Source organism: Ensifer adhaerens (assembly GCF_028993555.1).
In the GTDB taxonomy this organism is placed as follows: domain Bacteria; phylum Pseudomonadota; class Alphaproteobacteria; order Rhizobiales; family Rhizobiaceae; genus Ensifer; species Ensifer adhaerens_I.
Genome location: NZ_CP118611.1, coordinates 2,621,366 through 2,645,590, shown reverse-complemented (window position 1 = coordinate 2,645,590; position 24,225 = coordinate 2,621,366). Strand labels below are relative to the sequence as shown.

Below are 24,225 nucleotides of genomic sequence, written 5' to 3'. Positions count from 1 at the left end.
CATGCGGGTCTTGCTGGTCGAAGATGAGAAGGAACTCGCCGGTGCGTTGAAGGCCGCATTGAGCCATCACCGGATGATCGCGGATCATGCCCGCGATCTCGCCGAAGCCGCCTTGATCCTGAACGATGCCGTTTATGACGTGGTGGTGCTCGACCGCAAGCTGCCCGATGGCGACGGACTCTCGCTCATTCCCACCATACGCGCGCGCGGCAACACCGTGCCGATCCTGATGCTGACCGCACTCGACGACCTCGCCGACCGCGTTGCCGGGCTCGATGGCGGCGCCGACGACTATATCGGCAAGCCTTTCGCCTTCGAGGAATTGCTGGCGCGGCTGCGGGCGTTGGCACGGCGACCGGTCCCAGTGCAGTCCGATGTCGTCACCGTCGGGCGTCTCTCCTTCGATCTCGCCCATTGCGAGGCAAGCATCGCCGGCGTACCGCTGAAAATGCCGCGCCGCGAGCTTCTGGTGCTCGAAACGCTCACCCGGCGCATGGGACGGATGGTGCTGCGTGCCGCCCTGATGGAAGCGGTGTTCGGCCTTGACGACGAAATCCAGTCCAACGCGCTCGACACCCACATCTCACGCGTTCGACGCAAGCTCGCGGATGCCAGCGCCGGAGTGATCATCAACGGCATTCGCGGTGTCGGCTATCTGCTCAGGGAAGATCAATGAACGGCAGCGCCTCGCATTCGTTCAAATGGCGCCTCGTCGGCTGGCTGGTGCTGTTCGAAACGGTCGCAACCGTCCTGGTAATCGCCCTTGCCGTCGGGCTGCTTTGGGTGACCGGCTATCTCATCGACGGCTATGAAAACGGGAATGTCGACGTCCTGAAGGACGCCATCACCCGCAACACTCAAGGCGATCTCGTTCTTCAGGAAACGCCGGAGCTGAAACGGCTGAGACAACAGGCCGGAAGCATCTGGTTCATCGCGCGGGACAAACAAGGGCACAGCCTCTCGGAAGGCACCGTCCCTGAAGCCTTCGCCTTTGCGACCGCCGGCCTCGAGCACATGAACGACGCCCGTTTCAGGCTTTCCCCAGATAAGAACGCACGCCCGGAAGCCGTCGTCAAATGGCTAGACTCGCCGGCCGGCAGCATCCAGATTTTCAGCGGCACTGAGGGGGAGCTGACCCTTGGCCGGTTGCTTCTCAGCACCACCGGCGCCTTTCTCTCGATCTTCGTGCCGATGCTGCTGCTTCTGGCCTTTGCCACCGTTATCGTCACGCCGATCGTGGTGAAGCGGATGCTTTCCGGCCTTTCCCATGCGGCCGCGCATGCGGCGCATATCGAGTACGACCGGCGTGGAATCCAGATGCCCGTTGCTGGCGTTCCCAACGAGTTCCTGCCGCTGGTGACGGCCGTCAACGACGCACTGGTGCGGCTCGATGACGGCTACTCGAGACACAAGCGTTTCCTGGCGCAAGCGGCCCATGAACTGCGCACGCCCGTTGCGATCCTCGGTGCCCGCATCGCCTCGCTGCCTCCGGGACCGGACAAGTCACGCCTGAATGAGGACGTGACACGTCTCTCGATCCTCGCCGGACAGCTTCTCGATCTCGAGCGGCTCGATGCGCAGAAAGACGAGTTCAAGCCCGTCGATCTCGCCGCCCTAGCAGAGCGGGTGATCGTTGCGCTCGCACCACTTGCCTTTGGCGCCGGTTACGAGATGACCTTCGAGGCGGACCAACGCCCTGTCATGGCGACGGGAGACGAGGCCTCGCTGGAGCGGGCGCTCACCAATCTCGTACAGAACGCCATCGACCATGGCGGCCGGCGGGGCACGATCACGGTCAAGGTCGACCCACATGGGGCGATCGATGTGTGCGACGACGGCGATGGCATACCGCGCAGCGAAACGGACCGGATCTTCGAACCGTTCCAGCGGCTACGCAAGGATGGCAAGGGGGCGGGCCTGGGTCTCAACCTTGTGCAGAGGATCGTTCACCTGCACGGTGGCTATGTCGACGTCGCGCGCTCGGCCTCCGGCGGCGCCTGCCTGCGCATCGTGCTGCCTATAGCGCAAGCGGTCGAAATATAGCAAAAGGACAAGCCCCGGAACGTGGGGTTCCGGGGCTCGATCGCAGCTTAGCCGGGAGAAAAAGCTAAGCCGCCTGGACCTTCTTCGAGACGCGCGCCCATTCCGGGATCCAGTCGCGATGAGCGATGAGCAGATCGTCCACGAGCGACCAGATCTGGTCGAGATCCAGTTCGGCTGCCGTGTGCGGATCCATCATCGCCGCGTGATAGAGATGCTCGCGGTTCTCGGTTACGAGTGCCTGGACCGTCAGTTCCTGGACATTGATGTTGGTGCGGATCAGCGCGGTCAGCTGCGGCGGCAGGTCGCCGATGAAGGTCGGCTGGATGCCGGAGGCGTCGACGAGGCAGGGCACTTCCGCGGCGCAATTTTCCGGCAACGAGGTAATGCAGCCGTTGTTGCGGAGGTTGCCGTAGATGACAGAGGGTTCGCCGGTCCAGACCGAGTTCATGATCGAGGAGGCGTATTCGTGGCTCTCGGCCACTTCGATCTTTTCCGCCTCCTTGAAGGCGGCCGCCTGCCCCTTCCAGCGCTCGATCTGCTCGACGCAGCGCTTCGGGTATTCGTCGAGCGGGATACCGAATTTCTCGATCAGATCCGGCCGGCCATCCTTGATGAAATAGGGCGTGTATTCGGCGAAATGCTCGGAGCTTTCGGTGACGAAGTAGCCGAGCCGCGTCAGCATCTCGTAGCGCACCTTGTTGGGGCAGCGCGGGTTCCAGTGGCTGGGCTTGGGGAACCGCCCCTCGCGGTAGCCGCGCACCAGATCCGGATAGAGATTGCGGAAGCTGCCGTCAGCCTGTTTGTGCTCAAAGGTCAGGTAGAAGGCCATATGGTTGATGCCGGCGGCGCGGTAGCGGATTTCGGACACCGGGATATCGAGATCGCGGGCCAGCTCGAAAGCCGTGCCCTGGACCGAATGGCAGAGGCCGACCTGGCGGATCGTCGGATACTTCGCCGAGATCGCCCAAGTGTTGATCGCCATCGGGTTGACGTATTGGAGCAGGATCGCGTTCGGGCAGACCTGAAGCATGTCCTCGCAGATCTTCCAGAGATGCGGCACGGTGCGAAGCCCGCGCATGATGCCGCCGACGCCGAGCGTGTCGGCGATTGTCTGGCGCAGGCCATACTTCTTCGGCACCTCGAAATCCGTGACCGTGCAGGGCTCGTAGCCGCCGATCTGGAAGGCGACGACGACGAAATCGGCTCCTTCGAGCGCCTTCTTCTGGTTGGAATGGGTTTCGATCTTCGCCTTGACGCCGAGCGTGCGCACCAGCTTGCCGGCGACGATCTCGCTTTCGCCGAGACGCTGAGGGTTGACGTCCATCAGCGCGATGGTCGCTGACGACAGCGACGGCCGCTGCAACACGTCGCCGATGATGTTCTTCATGAAGACGGTGGAGCCGGCGCCGATGAAGGTGATCTTGGGTTGTCTGGTCATGGATTGCCTCTCAGTTCTAGCGGTCATGCTGCCACATCGAAGGCGGCCCGTACGAGCCTTTCGGTGTAGGCGGTCTTGGGATTGGAAAGGATTTCGCTCACCGGCCCCTCCTCGACGATCTTACCGTCCTGCATCACCACCACACGGTGGCAGAGCGCGCGCACGACCTTGAGGTCATGGGAGATGAAGAGATAGCTCAAGCCCCGCTCGTCCTGCAGCTTACGCAACAGTTCGATGATCTGGGCCTGGACGGAGAGATCGAGCGCCGAGGTCGGCTCGTCGAGCAGGATGAATTCCGGTTCGAGCGCGATCGCCCGGGCAATGGCGATGCGCTGGCGCTGGCCGCCGGAGAATTCATGCGGGAAGCGCGACAGGATGTTGCCGGGCATGCCGGCGGCGACAAGCGCATCGACCACCCGCTCGACCCGTTCCTTGCGGTTCTGGCCGATGCCGTTGACGACCAGGCCTTCCTCGATGATCTGGCCGATCGACATGCGCGGGTTAAGAGACGCAAAAGGGTCCTGGAAGACGATCTGGATGCGCGAGCGCAGAGGCCGCATGGCGGTGCGGTCCTTGTCGTGGATCGGGATGCCGTCGAAAAAGATTTCGCCGCCATCGGCATTGAGTAGCCGGATCAGCGCCTGGCCGAAGGTGGTCTTGCCGGAGCCGGATTCGCCAACCAACCCGAGCGTCTCGTGCTTGCGCAAATTGAGGCTGAGCTTGTCCACCGCAACGAGCTCGGAAAACTCGGACCGGAACAGGCCGCCCTTCTTCAGCATGAAGGAAACTTTCACATCCCGTCCGTCAAGCATGATCGGCGCATTGTCGGGCAGTGGCCTCGCGGCGCCAGACGGTTCCGACGAGAGCAGCCGTTTCGTGTAGGCATGCAAAGGGTTGGCAAAGAGCGCAGCCGTCGTGTTGTGCTCCTTCACCTCGCCATACTGCATGACATAGACGTAATCCGAGAATTGCCGCACCACCGTCAGGTCGTGGGTGATCAGGATCACCGCCATGCCGAGCTCGCGCTGCAGGTCGCGGATCAGGTTGAGGATCTGCGCCTGGACCGTGACGTCGAGCGCCGTCGTCGGCTCGTCGGCGATCAGCACATCAGGATTATTGGCAAGCGCCATCGCGATCATCACCCGCTGGCGCTGGCCGCCGGAGAGCTGGTGCGGATACTGGTTGATCCTGAGCTCCGGATCCGGGATCTTCACATGGCGCAACAGTTCGAGCGCCCGCTCGGTCGCGGCGCGTCGGCTCATCCTGCGGTGCGCCCTGATCGCCTCGATGATCTGCGTGCCCACTGTGTACACCGGGTTCAGTGAACTCATCGGCTCCTGGAAGATCATCGCCAGCCGATTGCCGCGCAAACCGCGACGTTCGCGTGGGGAGAATTTGAGCACGTCTCTACCGTCATATTCGATGCGCGATTGCGGGGCGATGGTAGCGCGTTTCGACAGCAGCCCCATGACGCTGCGGGCCGTTACCGATTTGCCCGACCCGGATTCGCCGACGATGGCGATGGTCTCGCCGCGGTAGAGCTGGAAGGACACGTCCTTCACCGCCTCCACCGTGCCATGCTCGACCTTGAAACGGACCGCGACGTTGCGGGCGTCGATGATCGGTTGGCCGGAGCGTTCGGAAAGGTCCTTGCGCTCAGCAGCAGCGGCGGCGAGGACGTCGATTGTTTCTGTCATGAAGCGTCCTCCTCAATAGGGGTCGATGGCATCGCGCAGGCCGTCGCCAAGCGCATTGAAGGCGAAGACCGTGACAAGCACGAAGGCGACCGGCGAGAGGATCCAGGGATAGGATCCGATGACCGAATAGGTGGAGGTGTCCTGCAGCATCAGCCCCCAGGAGATCAGCGGCGGCTTGACCGCAAACCCTAAGAACCCGAGGAAGGATTCAAGCAGCACCACCTGGGGGATCGACAGCGTCACGGCAACGATCACGTGGCTCATCACGTTCGGCAGGATGTGCTGTAAGATGATGCGCCGGTCGCTGGCCCCGACAGCGATTGCCGCCCGCACATAGTCGATGCGGGCGAGCGCCAGCGTCTTGCCGCGCACCTCCCGCGACATCTGCGCCCAGCCGAGCGCCGACATGACGATGATGACGAAGGCGAGGAAGACGTTGGTCGGCGCCGTCACCGGGATCAGCGAGGTCAGCGCCAGATAGAGCGGCAGTTGCGGAAAGGCGAGCACCAGTTCGACAAAGCGCTGGGTCCAGACATCGAAACGGCCTCCGAAATAGCCAGACGCCATGCCGACAGTGGTGCCGACGACGGTGACGATCGAAACGACGACGAGCGCAATCATCAGCGAGATGCGCGATCCGACGAAGATACGCGAGAGTACGTCGCGACCGAACTTGTCGGTTCCGAGCAGATGCACCGCCGAGCCGTCGACCGCGCCGAAGAAGTGACGCTCGGCCGGGATCAGGCCAAAGAGACGGTAAGGCGCACCCTTGACGAAGAAGCCGAGGATCTGCGGGTTGTCGTAGTCGGGGCCGATGATCGGCTGGAAGGTGATCGGGTCCAGTTCCGTGCCCTCGGTCAGCGGATAGCTGCGCGGCGTAAAGACGAAATTGCCGTCTTTGTCGCTAAAGCTGATCGCCTGCGGCGGCGCGAAGGCCACACCTGTCGCCTTCGGATCGACCGGCGACAGGAAGTCGGCAAAGATAGCCATGAAGATCAGCAGGCCAACGAGAACGAGGCCGAGCATGCCGGTCCAGGAGCGCTTCAGCCGGCGCCAGACGAGCGCGGAATAGCTTTCGTTGTGCTGTTCATGTTTCGGCTCGGCGGCGAGCGGAAAGGTGGTCTCAATCTCGACGGTCATGCCGGGGCTCCTCCGAGACGGACGCGCGGATCAAGCGCTGCCAGCAGCATGTCGGCGATGATGTTGCCGACGATCAGCGTTGCCGACAGCACCAGCATGAAGGTGGCGGTGACATAGACGTCGCCCACCCACATGGAGCCGACGATGGCCGGACCGACGGTCGGCAGAGCGAAGATGATCGCGGTCTCGATCTCGCCCGTCAGCATGTAGGGCAGGACCACGCCCTGGTACATGATCAGCGGATGCAGGGCGTTCGGGACCGCGTGGCGCATGACGACGGCACCTTCGCTCAAGCCCTTCGCCCGCGCCGTCTCGACATACTGGGCGTTCAGCGTGTCCAAGAGATTGCCGCGCATCACCCGCATATTGTAGGCGAGGCCGCCGAAAGTGGCGATCGCGACGACCGGCCAGACGTGTTTGACGAGGTCGACGAATTTGTCCCAGGACCAGGGCGCGCCGCCGTAGCGGGCCGAGTGGAAGCTGTTGATCTCGCTGACGTTGAAGTGGAAGACGAGGATATAGACGATGATCAGCGCCATCAGGAAACGCGGCACCGTCATGCCGAGGAAGGACACGGTCGAAAGCAGGCTGTCGATCCAGGAATATTGCCTAGTCGCGGCGATGATGCCGAAGGAAATGCCGATCACCGACGCCAGAATGTGGCAGACCAGCGCGAGCGCCAGCGTGCGCGGCAGGCGCTCGCCGACGACATCGGCGACGGGCTTGTTGTAATAGAGGCTGTGGCCGAAATCGCCGCGCGTCAGGATGCCGGTCATCCAGTTGACGTATTGCACCGCCATCGGCTGATCGAGGCCATGTTCCTTGCGGTAGGCCTGCGCCTGGGCTTCCGCTTCCTCATAGGACGCGCCGCCCTGGTTGATCAGCTGCGAGCGGATGTAATCGCTATAGTCTCCGGGGGGGGCCTGGATGATGGCGAACGTCGCTACGCTCAACACCAAAAGCACCGGAATGGCAGAGGCGATGCGGACAAGCAGAAACCTGAACATGCCGTTTCCTTCTGTCGTTGGGGTGATCGAGCGCTCCTCCGGCCTTTCAACCGGAGGAGCGGTTGCTTTAGTTGCTCAGGCCCTTCTCACCGGGCTTGCCCGGGAGCTGCTCGGCAAAGAGCTCGAAGTCACCCTGCTTGTCGGATGGAACGAACAGGCGCTCGCGCATGATCGTGTCCTCCGCCCAGTTGAACATGAAGATCGGCGCGCCCGTCGGAACGTTGGCGAAACGCTTGTTGATGATCAGCGCGCCCGGATATTCGGTAAGGCCGATCGTATCGAGGTTCGTCGTCGCGATCTTCTGGTACTCTTTCATCAGCGCCACGCGCTCGGCATTGTCGTTGCTGGCGATGAACTTGTTGATGGTGTCGACAAGCTCCTTTTCGAACGGCATCAGATCGACCTCACCGCCCTCCGGCGCGCGGTGGTGCCAGCTGGTGCGCGGACCCGTTGCGCCAAGCTGCGGCGTGTTCTGCACGACGGATGCGTATTCCGGCCCATTGCGATGAACCATCCAGTCGAAACGACCGGCATAGTTGGCCGCGTCACGCTGCTTGCCGTCGAGCGAATTCAGGACGACACGAAGGCCGAGCTTTTCCATCTGGCCGATAATGCCTTCGGCGAGGTTGCGGTCGGTCGCATAGCTGTTGTCGATCAGCAGCACGATTTCGACGTCCTTGCCACCGGCCTTGCCCTCCGGGAAGTTGACGAAGCCGTTGCCGTCCGTGTCCTTCAACCCCGCCTTGTCGAGCAGCGCCTTGGCGCCGTCGAGGTCGAAGGGGTAATAGACGGTCGATTGCCGGTCATAGAAGCTGGTGCCTGACGAAAGACCGCCCGGATAGATCGCCGTGAACGGGCCCTTCACCAGGGCTTCGCCGAGCTTCTTGCGGTCGACCGCCATGGTGACCGCCTTGCGGAAATCCTCGTTGCGATTGAGTTCGCGCACGGCCTGGGCCCGCTCATCCGGCTCGCCCCAACCATTGGCCGAGAAGTTCATGTGCAGATTGTAGCCGATGAGGCGTGGGCCGAAGGCAAGACGGGCGGGTGCGGTGTCCTGCGCCGCGCGCTTCAGCGATTCGACGAAGTTTTCCGGCTGCTCGAGGTTGGAGAGATCGGCGGAACCGGCGATCGCCTGAACGTCGCGGTCGGCCCAGGTCGAGAGCTTGTAGTGAAGCTCGTTGATGTAGGGCAGCTGGTTGCCGGCCTCGTCGACCTTCCAGTAATAGGGATTGCGGCGCAGCACGATGATATCGTCAGGGCGGTAGGCGACCGGAACCCAGGCGCCCATGACCGGGATGTTCATGTATTCCGGCGGAAAGGCGTTCTTGTACTGGTCGTAGGTCGTGCCGGCATATTTCGGGTGCTTGGCTTTGAGGATATGCGACGGGCCGGGGCAGAAGGTGCCATAGGCCATGGCATAGAGATGCTGGCGCGGGAAGGCCTCCTTGAAGGTCCATTCGACCGTGTACTGGTCGATCTTTTTCAGCGTCGTTCCAACGCCGAAGGTCTCGGGCGTCGCGCCGTTGAGCGGGCTGACATTCGGGTCGAGAACGTTGTCGTCCCAGTAAAACATCACGTCGTCGGCATCGAAGAGGTCGCCGTCGGACCACTTGGCGCCTTCGACCAGATGCATGGTCAGCTTGTGTCCGTCAGCCGACCAGTCCCAGCTCCTGGCGAGGTTCGGCAGCGGCTCGACGTCGTTCGCCTCCACCTGGAAAAGCGGTGCGGTGCGGGTCAGGCATTCCGACATGCCGATATCGATGCCGCCCCAGCCCTGGCTCTGGCCGGCCGAGTAGTTCCAGCCCTCGGGACGGCCACCGATGACGTGGCGCAGCGTGTCGCCATAGACGCCGACGCCGTCGGGCATGTTGCCGGTCTTGAAGACCATCGGCTCCTTCGGCAGACGCTCGGCGACCGGCGGCAGCTTGCCGGCCTTGACGTATTTCTCGGTGACCCAGGCCGGCTCCTTGTATTCCGGCAACGCCTTGAACTCGGCGATCGAGTCGCGCGGCACATAGGTGATTTTACCCTGGGCCGGGAACGGCGGCTGCTCCGGCACGACAGTCGGATCAGACGCCGCTGCCTGAAGCGCGAAGGTCGAGATGCCGACGAGCAGCAGGCTCGCCATTTTCGTCAGTCTGTGGCTGGTCATTGGCTCAGATTCTCCCTCATCTGTTTGCCGCCCGAAGACGGTCTCCTCCTTGAAAAGTCTGCAGTCACGGCAGCGCGAGCGCGCGTCTCCTCACGCGGGCAGGCGCTGCGATCGACTACCCGGCGGCGCGGGCGGCCTGTCGCTCGGCACGCAGCTCGTCGGGCGAGCGCACCTGCCGGCGTGCGGCACCGTTCCAGTCACGTGTGGTGACGGTGGCGCTCCTCAGCCGTTCCTTGGCGCCGTCGATGGCATGGGCGTATTGCGGCAGCCACTCAGCCTGAGCGACCACCATTTCGTCGACCATCTGCCAGACCTCCTCCGGCGTGCAGATCGCGCCGACGAGCGGGTCGTGCAGCATCGCCAGTTTCAAAAGGTCGAGGTCGCCGGTGACAGCCGCATGCACCGACATGCGCTGGACGTTGATCGACGACAGGCAGGTCGCGGCACAAGCCTCAGGAAGCGTGATGCCCGAGACCATGTTGATGCCGAAGCGGTCGACGAAGCCGGGCGATTCGATGATCGCGTCGGTCGGCAAATTGGTGATGACGCCAGAATTCTTGACGTTGAAATGGCCGCGATAGACACGCCCCGTTTCCAGCGCCTCAAGGATATGGCTCGCATGCTCGTTCGAGCGACGGCTGTGATCGAGCGGCTTTCCGGCGGCTTCCAGGAACTGCGGAAACTCGGTCTCGAACCAGTTGCGGGTCTCGGTCGAATGGCGGAGATAGCCGCCGGTCTCGCCGTGAATCCAGTCCGACATGTCGATCCAGCGGGAAATTTCCTCCGGGCGCTTGCGGTACCAGGGCAGGTATTCGGAGAGATGGCCGTTGCTTTCGGTCGAATAGACGCCGAAGCGCTTCAGGACGTCGATCCGGAGCTTCTCCTGCTGCGAAAACACCGGGTGCGCCTCGAAAGCGGCGACAAGTTCGTCCTTGCCTACCTTTCGGCCCTTGAGCCTGACATCGACGAACCAGGTCTGGTGGTTGATGCCGGAGCAGATGTAGTCGAGCTCGCCTTCGCCGGCGCCGAGGATCTCGGCGATCTGTTCGCCACCGTGCTGGACACCATGGCAGAGGCCGACCGTATCGACCTTGCCGTATTCGATCGCCGCCCAGGTGTTCATCGCCATCGGGTTGGCATAGTTCAGGAACTTCGCGCCCGGCTCGGCGACAGCACGAATGTCCCTGCAGAAGTCGAGGATGACGGGAATGTTGCGCTGGCCGTAGAGGATCCCGCCGGCGCAGATCGTATCACCGACGCATTGGTCGACGCCGTACTTCAAGGGAATGCGGATGTCGTCGGCATAGGCTTCGAGACCGCCGACGCGAACGCAGCTGATGATGTAGCGCGCGCCTTCGAGCGCCTTCAACCGATCGGTCGTCGCCGTTACCTTCGTCGGCAGGCGGTTGACCTCGACGATCCGGTCGAGGATCGCCTTGATCATCTCGAGATTGCGGGCGCTGAGGTCGGTCAGCGCCACCTCGATATCGCGCAACTCCGGCACGGCGAGGATGTCGGTGAAGAGCTTCTTGGTGAAGCCTATGCTGCCGGCGCCGATGATGGCGATCTTGAATGTGGCCATGCCCTTTCACTCCTCATGAACTGCACGCGTCTCTGACAAAGGGTAAAATCAATTCACGGTTTTTCGCCGTCTATGCCCGCAACCTCGACGCAGCCCCCTCATTTCTTACGGGCCGAAAGCACCGCCTGTTGCGCTGTTGGCGGTCATTATGTGTATAATCACCGACCCCGCCAGAGCGGTATTGTGCTTTCATGGGTAATTTTATGCTGCAAGATTTGATCGACAACGGCCCAGTGATGCGCACGGTTTCCTTGCCCAGGGGACGCCAGAGCCTGCACACCATGCCGACCAGCACCGGCTATGAAATCCGTTCCAACGCGACCTATGACTGGGATGGGCGAAAGCGTGGCAACACGCCGTTTACTGTGCTGCAGCACACGATCGCGGGCGCCGGGAACCTGCGTTACGAAAACCGGAGCTATCGGGTGCGGGAGGGCGAGACGCTGCTGTTGCTCGTGCCGCACAATCACCGCTACTGGCTGGAAGACGGCGGGCGCTGGGAGTTCTTCTGGATCTCGATGAACGGCGACGAAGCGCTGCGCATCCACCGTGCAATCCTCGCCGTCACCGGACCGGTCCTGAAGCTGCAGCCGGAGACGATCGAGCATCTGGCCGACTGCAGCTTGCGCCTGATCCGCGGCGGCGAGACGCCGGGGCGCGCGTCTGCGATCGCCTATGAGGCGGCGATGGCGCTCTATGACGACGTCTTCGGCTCGCACCCGGTGTTCAGCCAGGAGAACCGGACGATGCACCGGGTGGTCGACCACATCATGAACAATCTGCAGAACCCGCTTCCGGTGGAGGAACTGGCGCGCGTCTCGGGCTTAAGCCGCGCCCATTTCTCCCGCGTCTTTGCCGCCAGCGAAGGCATGGCGCCGGCCGAATACGTGCTGCAAAAGCGCTTGCAACGTGCGGTGAAACTGCTGACGAAAACAGCGAGCCTGCCGGTCAAGGAGGTGGCGATCCTCTCCGGCTTCGAAGATCCCAACTATTTCGCCAAGGTCTTCCGCCGGTCCTTCGGGCTCAGCCCCACCGAATTCAGAACGACCGGCATGTATGCGAGTGTGCCGGCCGGCTCCGTGGAGCAACCGTCCGACACACCTGAGGAGGCAATGGGCGCGACGTAGGCCGGAGGTCCTTCGTCACCCGGCCAATTGCTGCCGAAATGCTGGCGTTTTCGGGAACACCGTCCGGACATCGGCGTGCATCGCCCGCGCGATCACGCGAAAATCGCGTTCGCTGATGGCGAGATAGCCGAAACGAAGCTTCTGATCCCAGTTGCGGTTGCCTTCGGCAAATTCCAGGCTGTCGAGCCACGGCCGGACCGGCGCCTCGATGCTGTCGGCCCAATCGACGTCGCCGCGGTGGGGAGCAACACCGCCCATGGCAAAGAAATAGGGAAGGCGCTCCTTGATCGTCCCGATGGCGGTGAAGCAAGGAAGCGCGCCTCTGCCGCAGAAAGCGGCGTTCGGCGAATAGCCGACGAAACCGTCGCCTGCCTTGACGCGCGTCATCGACTGGACATTGCCGAAACCGTAGCGCGAGAGGCCACTTTCGTATGCGTCATGCATATCGTCGCCGGAGACCGCGCCGATCCAGAAATTGCGCTCGCCCGGCTTAGCCGCACCGCCTGTCTGAAACAAATTCGCCGACATGGTCATCCCTCGATCTCTGATCATGGGACTACTTTACGCGCGACCCCTGCCAGATTCTGTCAGCATTGATTTTGAGGAAATGAGGCAACGCGGCTGCACAGGAGCGGGGCTCACGCTTCGTTCACAAGGCCGCACAAGGCAAAAGCGCCCGCAGGAGATGCAGGCGCTTGGGCAAGTTACTCAGTCTGTGTAGATCGCCTTAGCGGGCGAAGGCCGTGCGTGCGACGCGGTCGATGTCGGCGCGTTCGATGCCGAGGTCACGAAGTTCCCGGTTCGACATGCGGCCCAGCTCGGTGACCGTCTGACGATACTTGCGCCAGTTGTTGATGGAGCGTGCGATGTTCATTTGATCCCCCTTTCAATGGGCTTTCGAAGCCTGGCAGCCAGTCCGTGGCGCCTCGTTTCGCTTCGATGAACACCTTATAGCTCAGGCTCTTGGTAAGTTGCAGCGCTCAAAACTCAGCGCTCCCATGTGGCAAATGCATGGGTCGGCCCGCTTGTTGCTGCAGGCCCGTCTCCAGGCCGCCTGGGGGTAACCACCGATCCCGCGGCCCCGGGGCGTTGCGGTCCCACGCGACTCTCCGCAGAGTGTGGCGCAACGATGATGCACGCATTCGGATATTCGCGCTTGCCCACCAATCGCCCCGCCAAACCCTGTTGATCCTGACGACAGAGACAAGTATTTCTTTTGTCGACAAAGGAATCTGACATGACCGATATCGATACCGACAACAGCCCCATCCCCGAACGCAAGCGCGGTTCCGGCGTGAAGATGGTCTATGACCTCCTGCGCGACGAAATCCTCGATCTGGTCCTGCCGCCAGGCAGCCCGATCGACGAGGTGCAGCTAGCAGAGCGGCTGAAGATGTCGCGCACGCCGATCCGCGAGGCGCTGGTGCGGCTCGCGGGCGAAGGGCTGATCGACACCTTGCCGAACCGCTCGACGATGGTGGCGAACATCGACTTCCTCAATCTGAACCCGTTCTTCGACGCGCTGGTGTTGATGTACCGCGTCACGACACGGCTTGCGGCGCAGAACCACCGGCCGGAAGACCTGCCGATCATTCGCGGCTTCCACGAGGATTATGCCGCAGCCGTCCAGTCGCGCGACGCACTGGCGATGATTGCCACCAATGCCGCCTTCCACGCGGCAATCGCCGAGGCCGGCCGCAACCCCTATTTCACCAGCCTGTTCCGCAGGCTGCTGGACGAAGGCCGACGCATTCTGCGGCTCTACTACCAATCCTACGAGGAGCAGTTCCCGCAGCGCTTCGTCGACGAACACGCGGAGATCATCGCGGCGATCGCGGCGCGCGATATCGAGGCCGCGGATCGGCTGGGCAAGGCGCATGCGGAACAGATCGTCGAGCAGGTGCAGAAGCTTTTTGCCCGCAACAACAAGCTCGATATCGCTTTGTAGCAGTCTTTGTATTTTTCTTGTCGACAAATAAAATACAAAAGGCTATTGTCTAGATCAACGGCAAGGGCGCACGTGCGCCATTGCCCCGAAGACAAAGCCGAGAGGAGTTTCAGATGAAGGCTCAGATTTTCACCGGCGTCATCCCGGCGCTGATGACCCCCTGCAAGGAAGACCGCACCCCCGATTTCGACGCGCTGGTGCGCAAGGGCAAGGAACTGATTGCTCAAGGCATGTCCGCCGTCGTCTATTGCGGCTCGATGGGTGACTGGCCGCTCTTGACCGACGCGCAGCGCATGGAAGGCGTTGAGCGCCTGGTCAAGGCCGGCATTCCGGTTATCGTCGGCACCGGCGCCGTCAACACCGCTTCGGCCGTTGCCCATGCCGCACACGCCGAGAAGGTCGGCGCGCAGGGCCTGATGGTCATCCCGCGCGTCCTGTCGCGCGGTTCGGTCGTCGCCGCCCAGAAGAACCACTTCAAGGCCATTCTTTCGGCCGCTCCGAGCCTGCCGGCTGTCATCTACAACAGCCCCTACTACGGCTTTGCCACCCGCGCGGACCTGTTCTTCGCGCTGCGCGCCGAACATCCGAACCTCGTCGGCTTCAAGGAATTCGGTGGCGCTGCCGACATGCGCTACGCGGCCGAAAACATCACCAGCCGTGACGATGGCGTCTCGCTGATGATCGGCGTCGACACGGCCGTGTTCCATGGCTTCGTCAACTGCGGCGCAACGGGTGCCATCACCGGCATCGGCTGCGTGCTGCCGAAGGAAGTCATCCACATGTGCAACCTGTCGCGTGCGGCCGCCGAAGGCGATGTCGATGCACGCCAACGCGCACTCGAACTGGAGCAGGCGCTCGCCGTGCTCTCGTCCTTCGACGAAGGTCCGGATCTCGTCCTCTACTTCAAGCACATGATGGTGCTGAAGGGCGACAAGGAATACACGCTGCACTTCAACGAGAGCGACGTGCTTTCGGACAGCCAGCGCGGCTATGTCGAAACCCAGTTCAAGCTGTTCAACAGCTGGTACACCGAGTGGAGCAAGCTCCCGGGCGCCGTCCAGAAGTACAAGGCCTGATCGCCGGTTGACCGCACTCTAGAGCGAAGACCTCCCCGCAGGAGGCTCGCCAAAGTGTGAAATCTCAGGTGACGTTGCTGACCCCCTATATCGCAAGGATATAGGGGGTTTGTTTTTGCGCGGAATCTGAACGAGGCGAGAGGCAGCATCTGCCTCGCTCTTAAACCTCGGATTCCTGCGACGCCTGATTTTGAATGATCGACGTCAACTGCTCACCACAGATCTTCAGGGGAGCCACGGACTGGGATGCTTTCGCCATCGCCATCGCACCGGAATAGGCTGCCACCACCAGGGTTGCCATCGCCTCAGCGTCGAAATCGTCGATCCGATCTGCACGAAGGTCTGCCCGCAGCTTCTCGGCGATGGCGGTCCTCCAGCGCAAGAAAACCGCTTCGATCGCGGCTTGGAAGGCCTCGTCCTCGCGCGACAGTTCAAGCGCGAGGTTGTTCAACGGGCAACCCGACACAGCCCCGTTGCGCTCCAGTTCGGAAATGATCGTTGCAAATACGGTCTGGATGCCATCGGCCGCCGTCGCCGCAGTTCTGACCGGCATGATCCAGGTCGATTCAACGGCTTCCGCCACACGATCCTGAATGACGGCAAGGCCAAGGGCCTTCTTGGTCGGGAAGTGATGGGCAAGCGCTCCACCCGTGACGCCCGCATCGCGCTTCAAGTCATGCAGCGCACTGGAATGGTAGCCACGCGTCGTGAAGGCAGCATAGGCCGCATCCACAAGCCGCTGCCTTAGCCCCTCCGGATCGTTCGTGCGCCGGTGCGGCGAGGTCGGTCGTTCCCCCATGAGTTCCCTCCATTCTTTCCGATCTATAGCAGATTGACAAAACAGGACAAGTGTCCTGTATTTAAAACAGGACACTTGTCCTGTTTTGTGGAGGAATGCACGTGACTGTCATGCATGAGGAGCAATCAATAGCGCGGGCTGCGCGCGACAGAGCCGACGCGATCATTGAACTGCGGCGGTATCGGCTTCGACCGCACGCCCGGGAAACGCTGATCGACTTGTTCGACCGCGAGTTCATTGAAACCCAGGAGGTGGAGGGAATGTCGGTGATAGGGCAGTTCCGCGACCTTGATGATCCCGACAGCTTCGTATGGCTAAGAGGCTTCAGCGACATGCCGTCCCGTGCCGCAGCGCTGAACGCGTTTTATAGCGGGCCTGTTTGGGCCGCTCACCGCGACCGGGCGAACGGCACGATGATCAATTCGGACAATGTTCTGCTTCTGCGGCCGGCATCGCCCGACGTCGGCTTTGCGCCATTAAACGCCGCGCGCGCCCAGCCCGGCGCGGCAGGCGGAGAGCGCGGCCTTGTGGTTGCGACTTGCTGTTATCTCGCACCACGCACGGAGGAGGCATTTGCCACGTTCTTTGAGACCAGTGTGAAGCCACACCTGGTGCAAGCCTCGGCCATCGCGTTGGCCGCCTTGGTCACGGAGCGGAGCCCGAACACGTTTCCGAGACTGCCGGTTCGCGAGGGGGAGACGGTCTTCATCTGGTTCTCCGCATTCCCCAGTTTGGCCGCGTACGAGGCCCACCTGGCCGCGCTCGCGCGCTCCGAGACCTGGATGACAGAAGTCGTTTCGGAGATGGAGCGGCGGACGTGGCGGCAGAACGAGGTCTTGCGCCTAACGCCAACAGCACGATCGTTGCTGCCGTGATGCAGTTCGTCGGAGGATGCCCCGTCGAACGCTCCCTCGACGGGGCCGCGGGAGGCTCGCGGTGTCGATACCGGATGCCCTTTGCCTCGCAAGCTCTCAAAATGCGGAACCGGAGCAATCCGGTTCCGCACTTTGATAAGAGCCGCCCCCGGGGAGAGGCGTATGTTTTGCCCAGCGCCAGAAGGCCGGCTGTCTTGCCCTTGGGCTTACGCGACGGCATCCAATCCAAGGGCGAGCAGCCGGTCGAGCTGTTCCGTCTCGGCCTGATTGAGTACGACACCTTCGGCTTCCGATTTGGCGCGCGCGACGAAGCGGCGCTGCGACGGCAGGCGGGCGCCCTGGCCGACGATCGCCTCGAACAGTACTTCGGCACGGGCAAAGGGATCGCCCGGACGGCCGGCTGCGAACTTTTCCGGCGAGAAGGCGACGATCAGTTCGCCATGGAAAGGTGCAAGCGTCGTTGTGCCGAGGTATTCGAGAACTTCCGGGCTCGTGAGGTCGCCGATCATGATGCCGGCGAGAAGCTCGACCATGGTGCCGATCGCCGAGCCCTTGTGGCCGCCGAAGGGCAGCATGGCGCCGGCGAGCGCCGCTTCCGGATCGGTGGTCGGATTGCCCTCGGCGTCGATCGCCCAGCCCTCGGGCAAAGGCTTGCCGGCGCGGCGGTGCAGCTCGATCTCGCCGCGGGCGGCAACCGAGGTCGCAAAGTCGAAGACATAGGGCGACTTGCCCTGGCGCGGCCAGCCGAAGGCGAACGGGTTGGTGCCGAGCAGCGGCTTGTTGCCGCCGGTCGGCGCAACCGTCGCATAGCTCGGGCACATGACGAGGCCGGCAAGGCCTTCACCGGTCAAGCCTTCGACCTCTGGCCAGAGGGCGGAGAAATGGGTGCAGTCGTTGATGACGAGGGCGGCGACGCCGAGCGTACGGGCGCGCTCGGCAAGCACCGGCAGGCCAAGCTCGAAGGCTGGGTTCGCGAAACCGCCTTTGGCGTTGACCTTGACGATGGCGGAACCTTCACCCGCATCGAGTTCAGGCACCGCATCCGGCTTCACCTTGCCGGCCTTGACCGTGCGCAACGCGCCTTCGATGCGGTAGATGCCGTGCGACTTGCAGGCATCGCGTTCGCCGGCGACGATGACGCGCGCAAGCGCGCCTGCCTGGACGTCGTTCAGGCCCGCCTTGCGGAAGATTGCCTCGACGCGCGTAAACAGCGCTGCGATCGTCAGAGTATTGGTCTCGCTCATCTCTCTCCCTTTTCCTATAGACGCCTGATCCAGATAGCCCAGTCAGACGATTGATGTTCTGCATACATATAGTATACAAAGATCCGACAAGTGCAATTCAGCCATGATCTCCTCTGCCATAAAAGGCAATCCGGGATCGAACGAAAGGATCGCAAGATGGCCTTCACCCCCAAAGGAAAACACCTGGTTGCCGGCGAATGGCTCGACGGCGCGGGCACCTTCGCTTCCGCACCCGCCCATGGTCCGGTCCACCAGTTCGCCACGGGCACCGTCGATCTCGTCAACCGCGCCGCGGAGGCCGCCGAAGAAGCGTTCCTGAGCTACGGCTATTCGACCCGCGCTGAACGCGCCGCGTTCCTGCGTGCGATCGCCGACGAAATCGAAGCACGCGCCGAGGCGATCACCGAGATCGGCAGCCAGGAAACCGGCCTCCCGGAGGCCCGCCTGCAGGGCGAACGCGGCCGCACCACCGGCCAGCTCAGGCTTTTCGCCGACCACATTGAGAAGGGCGAGTACCTCGACCGTCGCTTTGACGCGGCCCTGCCCGAGCGCCAGCCGGCGCCGCGCCCGGAAATCCGCCTCATCCAGCGGCCGATCGGCCCTGTCGCCGTCTTCGGTGCATCGAATTTCCCGCTCGCCTTCTCGACCGCCGGCGGCGACACGGCTGCGGCATTGGCTGCCGGTTGCCCTGTTGTCGTCAAGGGCCACTCGGCCCATCCGGGCACCGGTGAAATCGTCGCTGAGGCTGTCGAAGCCGCAATCCGCAAGACCGGCGTTCACCCGGGCGTCTTCTCGCTGATCCAGGGCGGCAACCGCCAGGTCGGCGAAGCGCTGGTGCAGCATCCGCTGATCAAGGCCGTCGGCTTCACCGGTTCGCTCGCGGGTGGCCGTGCGCTCTTCAATCTCTGCGCCGCACGCCCGGAACCGATCCCGTTCTTCGGTGAGCTCGGCTCGGTCAACCCGATGTTCCTGCTCCCGGAAGCGCTGAAGGCACGCGCCGAAACGCTCGGCCAGGGCTGGGCCGGTTCGCTGACCATGGGTGCTGGCCAGTTCTGCACCAATCCGGGCATCGCCGTCGTCGTCGAAGGCGATGACGCCGATCGTTTCACGTCCGCCGCCGTCGAGGCGCTCGGCAAGGTGGCACCGCAGACGATGCTGACGGACGGCATCGGTAAGGCCTATCACGACGGCAAGGCGCACTTCGAAAGCCGCAACGCCGTCAAGCCGCTGCTGACGACCGAATCCTCCGGCCGCTCCGCTTCGCCGAACCTCTTTGAAACGACCGGTGAGCAATTCCTCGCCGACCACGCGCTCGGCGAGGAAGTCTTCGGTCCGCTTGGCCTCGTCGTCCGCGTCGGCTCGACCAGCGAAATGGAACAGCTTGCCCGCGGTTTCCAGGGACAGCTGACGACCACCATCCACATGGACGATGCCGATCTCGAGGCGGCACGCCGCCTGCGTCCGATCCTGGAACGCAAGGCCGGCCGCGTGCTCGTCAACGGCTTCCCGACCGGCGTCGAAGTCGTCGATTCCATGGTTCATGGCGGCCCCTATCCGGCTTCGACAAATTTCGGCGCGACCAGCGTCGGCACCATGTCGATCCGCCGCTTCCTGCGCCCGGTCTCCTACCAGAACATGCCGGAAGCGCTGCTGCCCGAGGACTTCCAGGGCTAAAGCTGGACGAGGAAATGTGCGGGCGGCCTTCCGCCCGCACGCCATCTGCCCTCAAGGGCCAAGACAGATCGCTGCGTTAGGCGCCCATTTGACGAAACAAATGGGACGTTTGCGTTCGCCCCGCGTTATCATCTTATACTTTTTGTATACTAATTGTATTTTTCTATTGATTTACGCTCTCTAAAACGGAATAGTGCGTCAGCCGTCAAACGGCACACCACCTCAGGGAGAGAGATAATGAAGACTTCGGTGCTTGCGCTCGGCCTCGTTGCGGCCGCAGCTCTGACCAGCCAGGCCCATGCCGACAAGCTGGATGACGTGATCGGCTCGGGAACGCTGCGTTGCGCAGTCGTGCTTGACTTCCCGCCGATGGGTTCTCGCGACGAGAACAACAACCCGATCGGCTTTGATGTCGACTACTGCAACGACCTCGCCAAGGCACTCGGCGTCACCGCCGAAATCGTCGAGACCCCGTTCCCGGAGCGTATCCCCGCTCTGATGTCGGGCCGCGTCGACGTCGGCGTTGCCTCGACCTCCGACACGCTCGAGCGTGCCAAGACCGTCGGCATGACGATCCCCTACTTCGCCTTCGAAATGGCCGTGACCGCCAACGACAAGTCGGGCGTCAAGTCCTTCGAAGATATGAAGGGCAAGGTTGTCGGCGCCACCGCGGGCACCTTCGAAGCGATCGCGCTCGAGAAGCAGGTCAAGGAATGGGGCGCCGGCGAGTTCCGTCCGTACCAGACGCAGGCTGACGTCTTCCTCGCCCTCAGCCAGGGCCAGATCGACGCAACGGTTTCGACCTCGACGGTTGCCCAGGCCAACATCAAGGGCGGCAAGTTCGCCGGCATCTCCGTCGTCGGCAAGGCTCCGTTCGACACCGACTACGTCGCGCTCTTCACCAACCGCGAAGAATACGGCTTCGTCAACTTCCTCAACCTCTTCATCAACCAGCAGGTCCGCACCGGCCGTTATGCTGAGCTCTATGAAAAGTGGGTTGGCGGCGAACTGCCCGACCTTACGGCAAAGGGCGTTTACCGCTAATATGCCGTCCATCTGGCGGCGCGAAGTGTAGCTTCGCGCCGCTATTCGTTTCCGAAGAGGTGAGACGAAACATGTTCAGTTATACCTTCCATTGGAACCAGGCGCTGAAAGCCCTGCCGCAGATGCTCGATGGAGCGCTGGTCACCTTGCAGGTGGCTCTGCTCTCGATGGTCATCGGCCTGGCACTGGCGCTGGCGCTGACGGCCTGCCGCCTGTCGGGCAACCGCATCCTCGGTGGTTTTGCCACCGCCTGGGTCGAGATCGCCCGCAACACGCCGGCCTTGTTCCAGATCTACATGGCGCATTTCGGCCTCGGCAATTTCGGCATTCACCTGAGCCCCTATACGGCGCTGCTCGCCGGGATCGCCTTCAACAATGCCGGCTATCTCGCGGAGAATTTCCGCGGCGCGCTCAAGGCCATTCCCGACACCCAGACGCGCGCCGGCCGCTCGCTGGGAATGACATCGGTTCAGGCCTTCCGCTACATCGTGCTGCCGCAGATGCTGCGCATCGCGTTCCTGCCCGTTACCAACCAGATGGTCTGGGCAATTCTGATGACGTCGCTTGGCGTCACCGTCGGCATGAACACCGACCTTGCCGGCATCACCCAGGAGCTGAACGCGCGCTCGTTCCGCACCTTCGAATTCTTCGCCATTGCGGCAGTGATCTACTACCTGATCGCCAAGGCCGTGACGCTCGGGGCACGTCTGCTCGCCGCGCGCATGTTCCGCTACTAGGAGAGGTGAGAGATGTTCAATACCGCCCTCACCCTCGCTGATCTCGGCTTCCTGCTCCAGGGCGCCCTGATGACGCTTGCGGTCACCGCCGTCTCGGTTACCGCCGGCACGGTGCTCGGCATCATCTTCGGTGTCGTGCGCAACCAGGTCGGCCCCTACTGGGCCGCACCGCTCACTTTTGTGCTCGACATCTTCCGCTCGGTGCCGCTGCTCATCCAGCTGGTGCTTGCCAATGCCTTCCAGGCGATCGCCAAGCTCGGCTGGGCGCCGTTCACGACCTCCTGCGTGGTGCTGTCGCTCTATACGGCCGCCTATTGCACCGAGATCGTGCGCGGTGGCATTTCCTCGGTGCCGCCGACGACGCGCCGCGCCGCCCGCTCGCTCGGCATGACCTGGTGGCAGGACATGCGCTACATCGTGGCGCCGCTTGCGACCCGCGTCTCGCTGCCCTCCTGGATCGGCCTGACGCTCGGTGTCATGAAGGACTCGGCACTCGTCCTCTGGCTCGGCCTGATCGAGCTGCTGCGCGCCTCGCAGGTGCTCGTTACCCGCCTGCAGGAACCGCTGCTGATCCTTCTGATCTGCGGCGCCATCTACTTCCTCATCAGCTTCCCAATCGCCCGGCTCGGCGGTTACCTTGAAAAACGGTGGTCCAATGATTGAGATCCAAAACGTCCGCAAATCCTTCGGTTCGCTGGAGGTTCTCAAAGGCATCGACCTCACCGTCAACAAGGGTGAAGTCGTCACCGTCATCGGCGGCTCCGGCTCCGGCAAGTCGACGCTGCTCACCTGCATCAACGGCCTCGAGCCGATCGATGCCGGTCGCATCCTGGTCGACGGCACCGAGGTCCACGCGAAATCGACCGACCTCAACAAGCTGCGCGCCAAGGTCGGCATCGTCTTCCAGCAGTGGAACGCCTTCCCGCATCTGACCGTGCTCGAAAACGTCATGCTGGCGCCGCGCAAGGTGCTTGGTCTTTCGAAGGAGAAAGCCGAGGAGATCGCCGTCAAGCAGCTCACCCATGTCGGCCTCGGCGAGAAGCTCTCGGTCTACCCGACCCGCATGTCGGGCGGCCAGCAGCAGCGCATGGCGATTGCCCGCGCGCTTGCCATGTCGCCGGAATACATGCTGTTCGACGAAGTGACCTCGGCGCTCGACCCGCAGCTCGTCGGCGAAGTGCTCGACACGTTGCGCATGCTCGCCTCCGAAGGCATGACGATGATCTGCGTCACCCACGAGATGAAGTTCGCCCGCGAAGTCTCCGATCGGGTCGCCTTCTTCCACAAGGGCGTGATGGCGGAAATCGCGGCACCCGAGGCGCTCTTCGGCGCGCCGAAGGATCCGGAACTGCAGAAGTTCCTGGCAGCGACGCACTGAGCCGATCATGAAGGATGCAGCTCAGCCTGACGTCATCGTCATTGGCGCCGGCGTTGTCGGCCTATCGGCGGCCATCGCCGCCCAGGCACGGGGGCTTATTGTCACCGTGCTCGACCGGGAAGGTCCGGCAGCGGGAGCCTCGGCGGGCAATGCCGGGGCCTTCGCCTTCACCGACATCCTGCCGCTCGCCTCGCCCGGTATCCTGAAGAAGGCACCGAAGTGGCTGCTCGACCCACTGGGTCCCTTGAGCGTTCCGCCGGCTTACGCTGCGCAGATCGCACCGTGGATGTTCCGCTTCTGGCGGGCCTGCTCGCCAAGCCGCGTCGCCCATTCAACGAAGGCGCAGACCGCGATCATGGACTTGTCCAAGGCCGAGCTGGAGCCTTTCCTTTCCGCAACCGGCACGCTGCCAATGCTGCGCAAGGAAGGCAACCTCCAGGTCTATGAAAGCGAAGCCGAACTGAAGGCATCGCTTCCCGGCTGGTTCGCCCGCGCCGAGCACGGCATCGAGTTCCGCCATATGGGCGCGGCCGAAATGGCCGAGATCCAGCCTGGGCTGGCGCCGCGCTTCACCCACGGCACGTTTACGCCCGGCTGGTACTCGATCGCCGATCCCAAACTCTACACCTTGGCGCTCGCCGATCACTTCCGCGCCAAGGGCGGTGTCATCGAACGCGCCGAGATCACGGCACTGAAGCCGATCGGCGGCGGTGTAGAGCTGACGACCAAGGAAGGCACGTCGCGGCGCGCCAGCCAGGTCGTGCTTTCGGCCGGTGCCTTCTCGCACCAGGTCGCCCGCACGCTTGGCGAGCGCATCCCGCTTGAAACCGAGCGCGGCTACAACACCACGCTGCCGCAGAGCGCCTTCGATCTGCGCACGCAGGTCACCTTTGGCGGTCATGGCTTCGTCGTGACGAGGCTTTCGACGGGGATCCGCGTCGGCGGCGCCGTCGAACTCGGCGGTCTGAAGCTGCCGCCGAATTTCCGCCGCTCCGAGGCCATGCTGAAGAAGGCCCAGGCCTTCCTGCCCGGTTTCAAGAGCGAAGGCGGCGTACAGTGGATGGGCTTCCGTCCATCACTGCCCGACAGCCTGCCGGCGATCGGCCGCGCCCGTGCGACGGATCGCGTCGTCTATGCCTTCGGCCACGGCCATCTCGGCCTGACGCAATCGGCCGGCAACGCCCGACTCGTCGCCGATCTCCTGACCGGGCACCAGCCGGCGATCGACATGCAACCCTTCTCGCCGCAACGTTTCTGACAGAGC

The 24,225-nt window shown here is 62.9% G+C and carries 22 protein-coding genes; 12 read left to right on the top strand and 10 right to left on the bottom strand.

The features are described from left to right. The first annotated feature begins 1 nt into the window (after position 1). On the top strand, positions 2–676 hold the full coding sequence (locus PWG15_RS32110; RefSeq protein WP_275025667.1) for a response regulator transcription factor: 675 nt from the start codon (positions 2–4) through the stop codon (positions 674–676). Continuing rightward, the gene (locus PWG15_RS32105; RefSeq protein ID WP_275025666.1) at positions 673–2,043 is read left to right on the top strand and encodes a sensor histidine kinase; all 1,371 of its coding nucleotides are present in this window, start codon (positions 673–675) and stop codon (positions 2,041–2,043) included. Before PWG15_RS32110 ends, PWG15_RS32105 begins: the two co-directional genes overlap by 4 nt. A 64-nt stretch (positions 2,044–2,107) precedes the next feature. Here the strand turns inward: PWG15_RS32105 and PWG15_RS32100 are convergent, their stop codons facing one another. The 6 genes from PWG15_RS32100 to PWG15_RS32075 all read right to left on the bottom strand — a co-directional run bounded on the left by PWG15_RS32100 (position 2,108) and on the right by PWG15_RS32075 (position 11,059). Next, positions 2,108–3,481 (bottom strand): alpha-glucosidase/alpha-galactosidase, encoded by a 1,374-nt coding sequence (locus tag PWG15_RS32100; RefSeq protein ID WP_275025665.1) that lies wholly within the window; start codon positions 3,479–3,481, stop codon positions 2,108–2,110. A 23-nt stretch (positions 3,482–3,504) separates the two neighbouring features. Beyond that, entirely contained in the window at positions 3,505–5,178 is a 1,674-nt protein-coding gene (locus tag PWG15_RS32095) for an ABC transporter ATP-binding protein (RefSeq protein WP_275025664.1), read from the bottom strand. A 12-nt stretch (positions 5,179–5,190) separates the two neighbouring features. Then, on the bottom strand, positions 5,191–6,318 hold the full coding sequence (locus PWG15_RS32090) for an ABC transporter permease (protein WP_275025662.1): 1,128 nt from the start codon (positions 6,316–6,318) through the stop codon (positions 5,191–5,193). Next, positions 6,315–7,325: an ABC transporter permease gene (locus PWG15_RS32085; RefSeq protein WP_275025661.1), complete on the bottom strand. Its 1,011-nt coding sequence runs from the start codon at positions 7,323–7,325 to the stop codon at positions 6,315–6,317. The genes PWG15_RS32090 and PWG15_RS32085 overlap by 4 nt, the downstream gene beginning before the upstream one ends. Before the next feature lie 67 nt (positions 7,326–7,392). Next, positions 7,393–9,477 (bottom strand): ABC transporter substrate-binding protein, encoded by a 2,085-nt coding sequence (locus tag PWG15_RS32080; protein ID WP_275025660.1) that lies wholly within the window; start codon positions 9,475–9,477, stop codon positions 7,393–7,395. Between the two features lie 115 nt (positions 9,478–9,592). Then, the gene (locus PWG15_RS32075) at positions 9,593–11,059 is read right to left on the bottom strand and encodes an alpha-glucosidase/alpha-galactosidase (protein WP_275025659.1); all 1,467 of its coding nucleotides are present in this window, start codon (positions 11,057–11,059) and stop codon (positions 9,593–9,595) included. A 191-nt stretch (positions 11,060–11,250) separates the two neighbouring features. On the opposite strand from PWG15_RS32075, the gene PWG15_RS32070 reads away from it, so the two are divergent. Beyond that, the gene (locus PWG15_RS32070) at positions 11,251–12,186 is read left to right on the top strand and encodes an AraC family transcriptional regulator (RefSeq protein WP_275025658.1); all 936 of its coding nucleotides are present in this window, start codon (positions 11,251–11,253) and stop codon (positions 12,184–12,186) included. A 15-nt stretch (positions 12,187–12,201) separates the two neighbouring features. On the opposite strand, the gene PWG15_RS32065 is transcribed toward PWG15_RS32070, so the two are convergent. Further along, positions 12,202–12,714 carry an EVE domain-containing protein gene (locus tag PWG15_RS32065; protein WP_275025657.1) on the bottom strand — a complete coding sequence of 171 codons (513 nt, stop codon included), beginning with the start codon at positions 12,712–12,714 and terminating at the stop codon, positions 12,202–12,204. 199 nt (positions 12,715–12,913) lie between these two features. Next, positions 12,914–13,060: a DUF1127 domain-containing protein gene (locus PWG15_RS32060; protein WP_064817045.1), complete on the bottom strand. Its 147-nt coding sequence runs from the start codon at positions 13,058–13,060 to the stop codon at positions 12,914–12,916. A 363-nt stretch (positions 13,061–13,423) separates the two neighbouring features. Between PWG15_RS32060 and PWG15_RS32055 the strand changes: the two genes are divergently transcribed. Both PWG15_RS32055 and PWG15_RS32050 read left to right on the top strand, forming a co-directional pair. Then, complete coding sequence (locus tag PWG15_RS32055) at positions 13,424–14,134, top strand: GntR family transcriptional regulator (protein ID WP_275025656.1); 711 nt, start codon at positions 13,424–13,426, stop codon at positions 14,132–14,134. A 113-nt stretch (positions 14,135–14,247) separates the two neighbouring features. Then, positions 14,248–15,210 (top strand): dihydrodipicolinate synthase family protein, encoded by a 963-nt coding sequence (locus tag PWG15_RS32050; RefSeq protein ID WP_275025655.1) that lies wholly within the window; start codon positions 14,248–14,250, stop codon positions 15,208–15,210. 160 nt (positions 15,211–15,370) lie between these two features. On the opposite strand, the gene PWG15_RS32045 is transcribed toward PWG15_RS32050, so the two are convergent. After that, positions 15,371–16,009: a TetR/AcrR family transcriptional regulator gene (locus PWG15_RS32045; RefSeq protein WP_275025654.1), complete on the bottom strand. Its 639-nt coding sequence runs from the start codon at positions 16,007–16,009 to the stop codon at positions 15,371–15,373. A 110-nt stretch (positions 16,010–16,119) separates the two neighbouring features. Here PWG15_RS32045 and PWG15_RS32040 point away from each other — a divergent pair, with 110 nt between their 5' ends. Continuing rightward, entirely contained in the window at positions 16,120–16,884 is a 765-nt protein-coding gene (locus tag PWG15_RS32040; protein ID WP_275027289.1) for an NIPSNAP family protein, read from the top strand. A gap of 206 nt (positions 16,885–17,090) precedes the next feature. Here the strand turns inward: PWG15_RS32040 and PWG15_RS32035 are convergent, their stop codons facing one another. Next, a complete protein-coding gene (locus tag PWG15_RS32035; protein WP_275025653.1) occupies positions 17,091–18,128 on the bottom strand; it encodes an Ldh family oxidoreductase in 1,038 nt (345 codons plus the stop codon). Positions 18,129–18,284: 156 nt separating this feature from the next. Between PWG15_RS32035 and PWG15_RS32030 the strand changes: the two genes are divergently transcribed. The 6 genes from PWG15_RS32030 (at position 18,285) to PWG15_RS32005 (ending at position 24,219) form a co-directional block, all read left to right on the top strand. Further along, entirely contained in the window at positions 18,285–19,802 is a 1,518-nt protein-coding gene (locus PWG15_RS32030) for an aldehyde dehydrogenase (NADP(+)) (protein WP_275025651.1), read from the top strand. 237 nt (positions 19,803–20,039) lie between these two features. Continuing rightward, entirely contained in the window at positions 20,040–20,846 is an 807-nt protein-coding gene (locus tag PWG15_RS32025) for an ABC transporter substrate-binding protein (RefSeq protein WP_275025650.1), read from the top strand. A 71-nt stretch (positions 20,847–20,917) separates the two neighbouring features. Further along, positions 20,918–21,583 (top strand): amino acid ABC transporter permease, encoded by a 666-nt coding sequence (locus tag PWG15_RS32020; protein ID WP_275025649.1) that lies wholly within the window; start codon positions 20,918–20,920, stop codon positions 21,581–21,583. A 12-nt stretch (positions 21,584–21,595) separates the two neighbouring features. Beyond that, a complete protein-coding gene (locus PWG15_RS32015) occupies positions 21,596–22,246 on the top strand; it encodes an amino acid ABC transporter permease (RefSeq protein WP_034798414.1) in 651 nt (216 codons plus the stop codon). Next, positions 22,239–22,961 (top strand): amino acid ABC transporter ATP-binding protein, encoded by a 723-nt coding sequence (locus tag PWG15_RS32010; protein WP_275025645.1) that lies wholly within the window; start codon positions 22,239–22,241, stop codon positions 22,959–22,961. Before PWG15_RS32015 ends, PWG15_RS32010 begins: the two co-directional genes overlap by 8 nt. Before the next feature lie 7 nt (positions 22,962–22,968). After that, positions 22,969–24,219, top strand: a complete 1,251-nt coding sequence (locus PWG15_RS32005; protein WP_275025644.1) for an NAD(P)/FAD-dependent oxidoreductase — start codon at positions 22,969–22,971, stop codon at positions 24,217–24,219. Positions 24,220–24,225 lie beyond the last annotated feature (6 nt).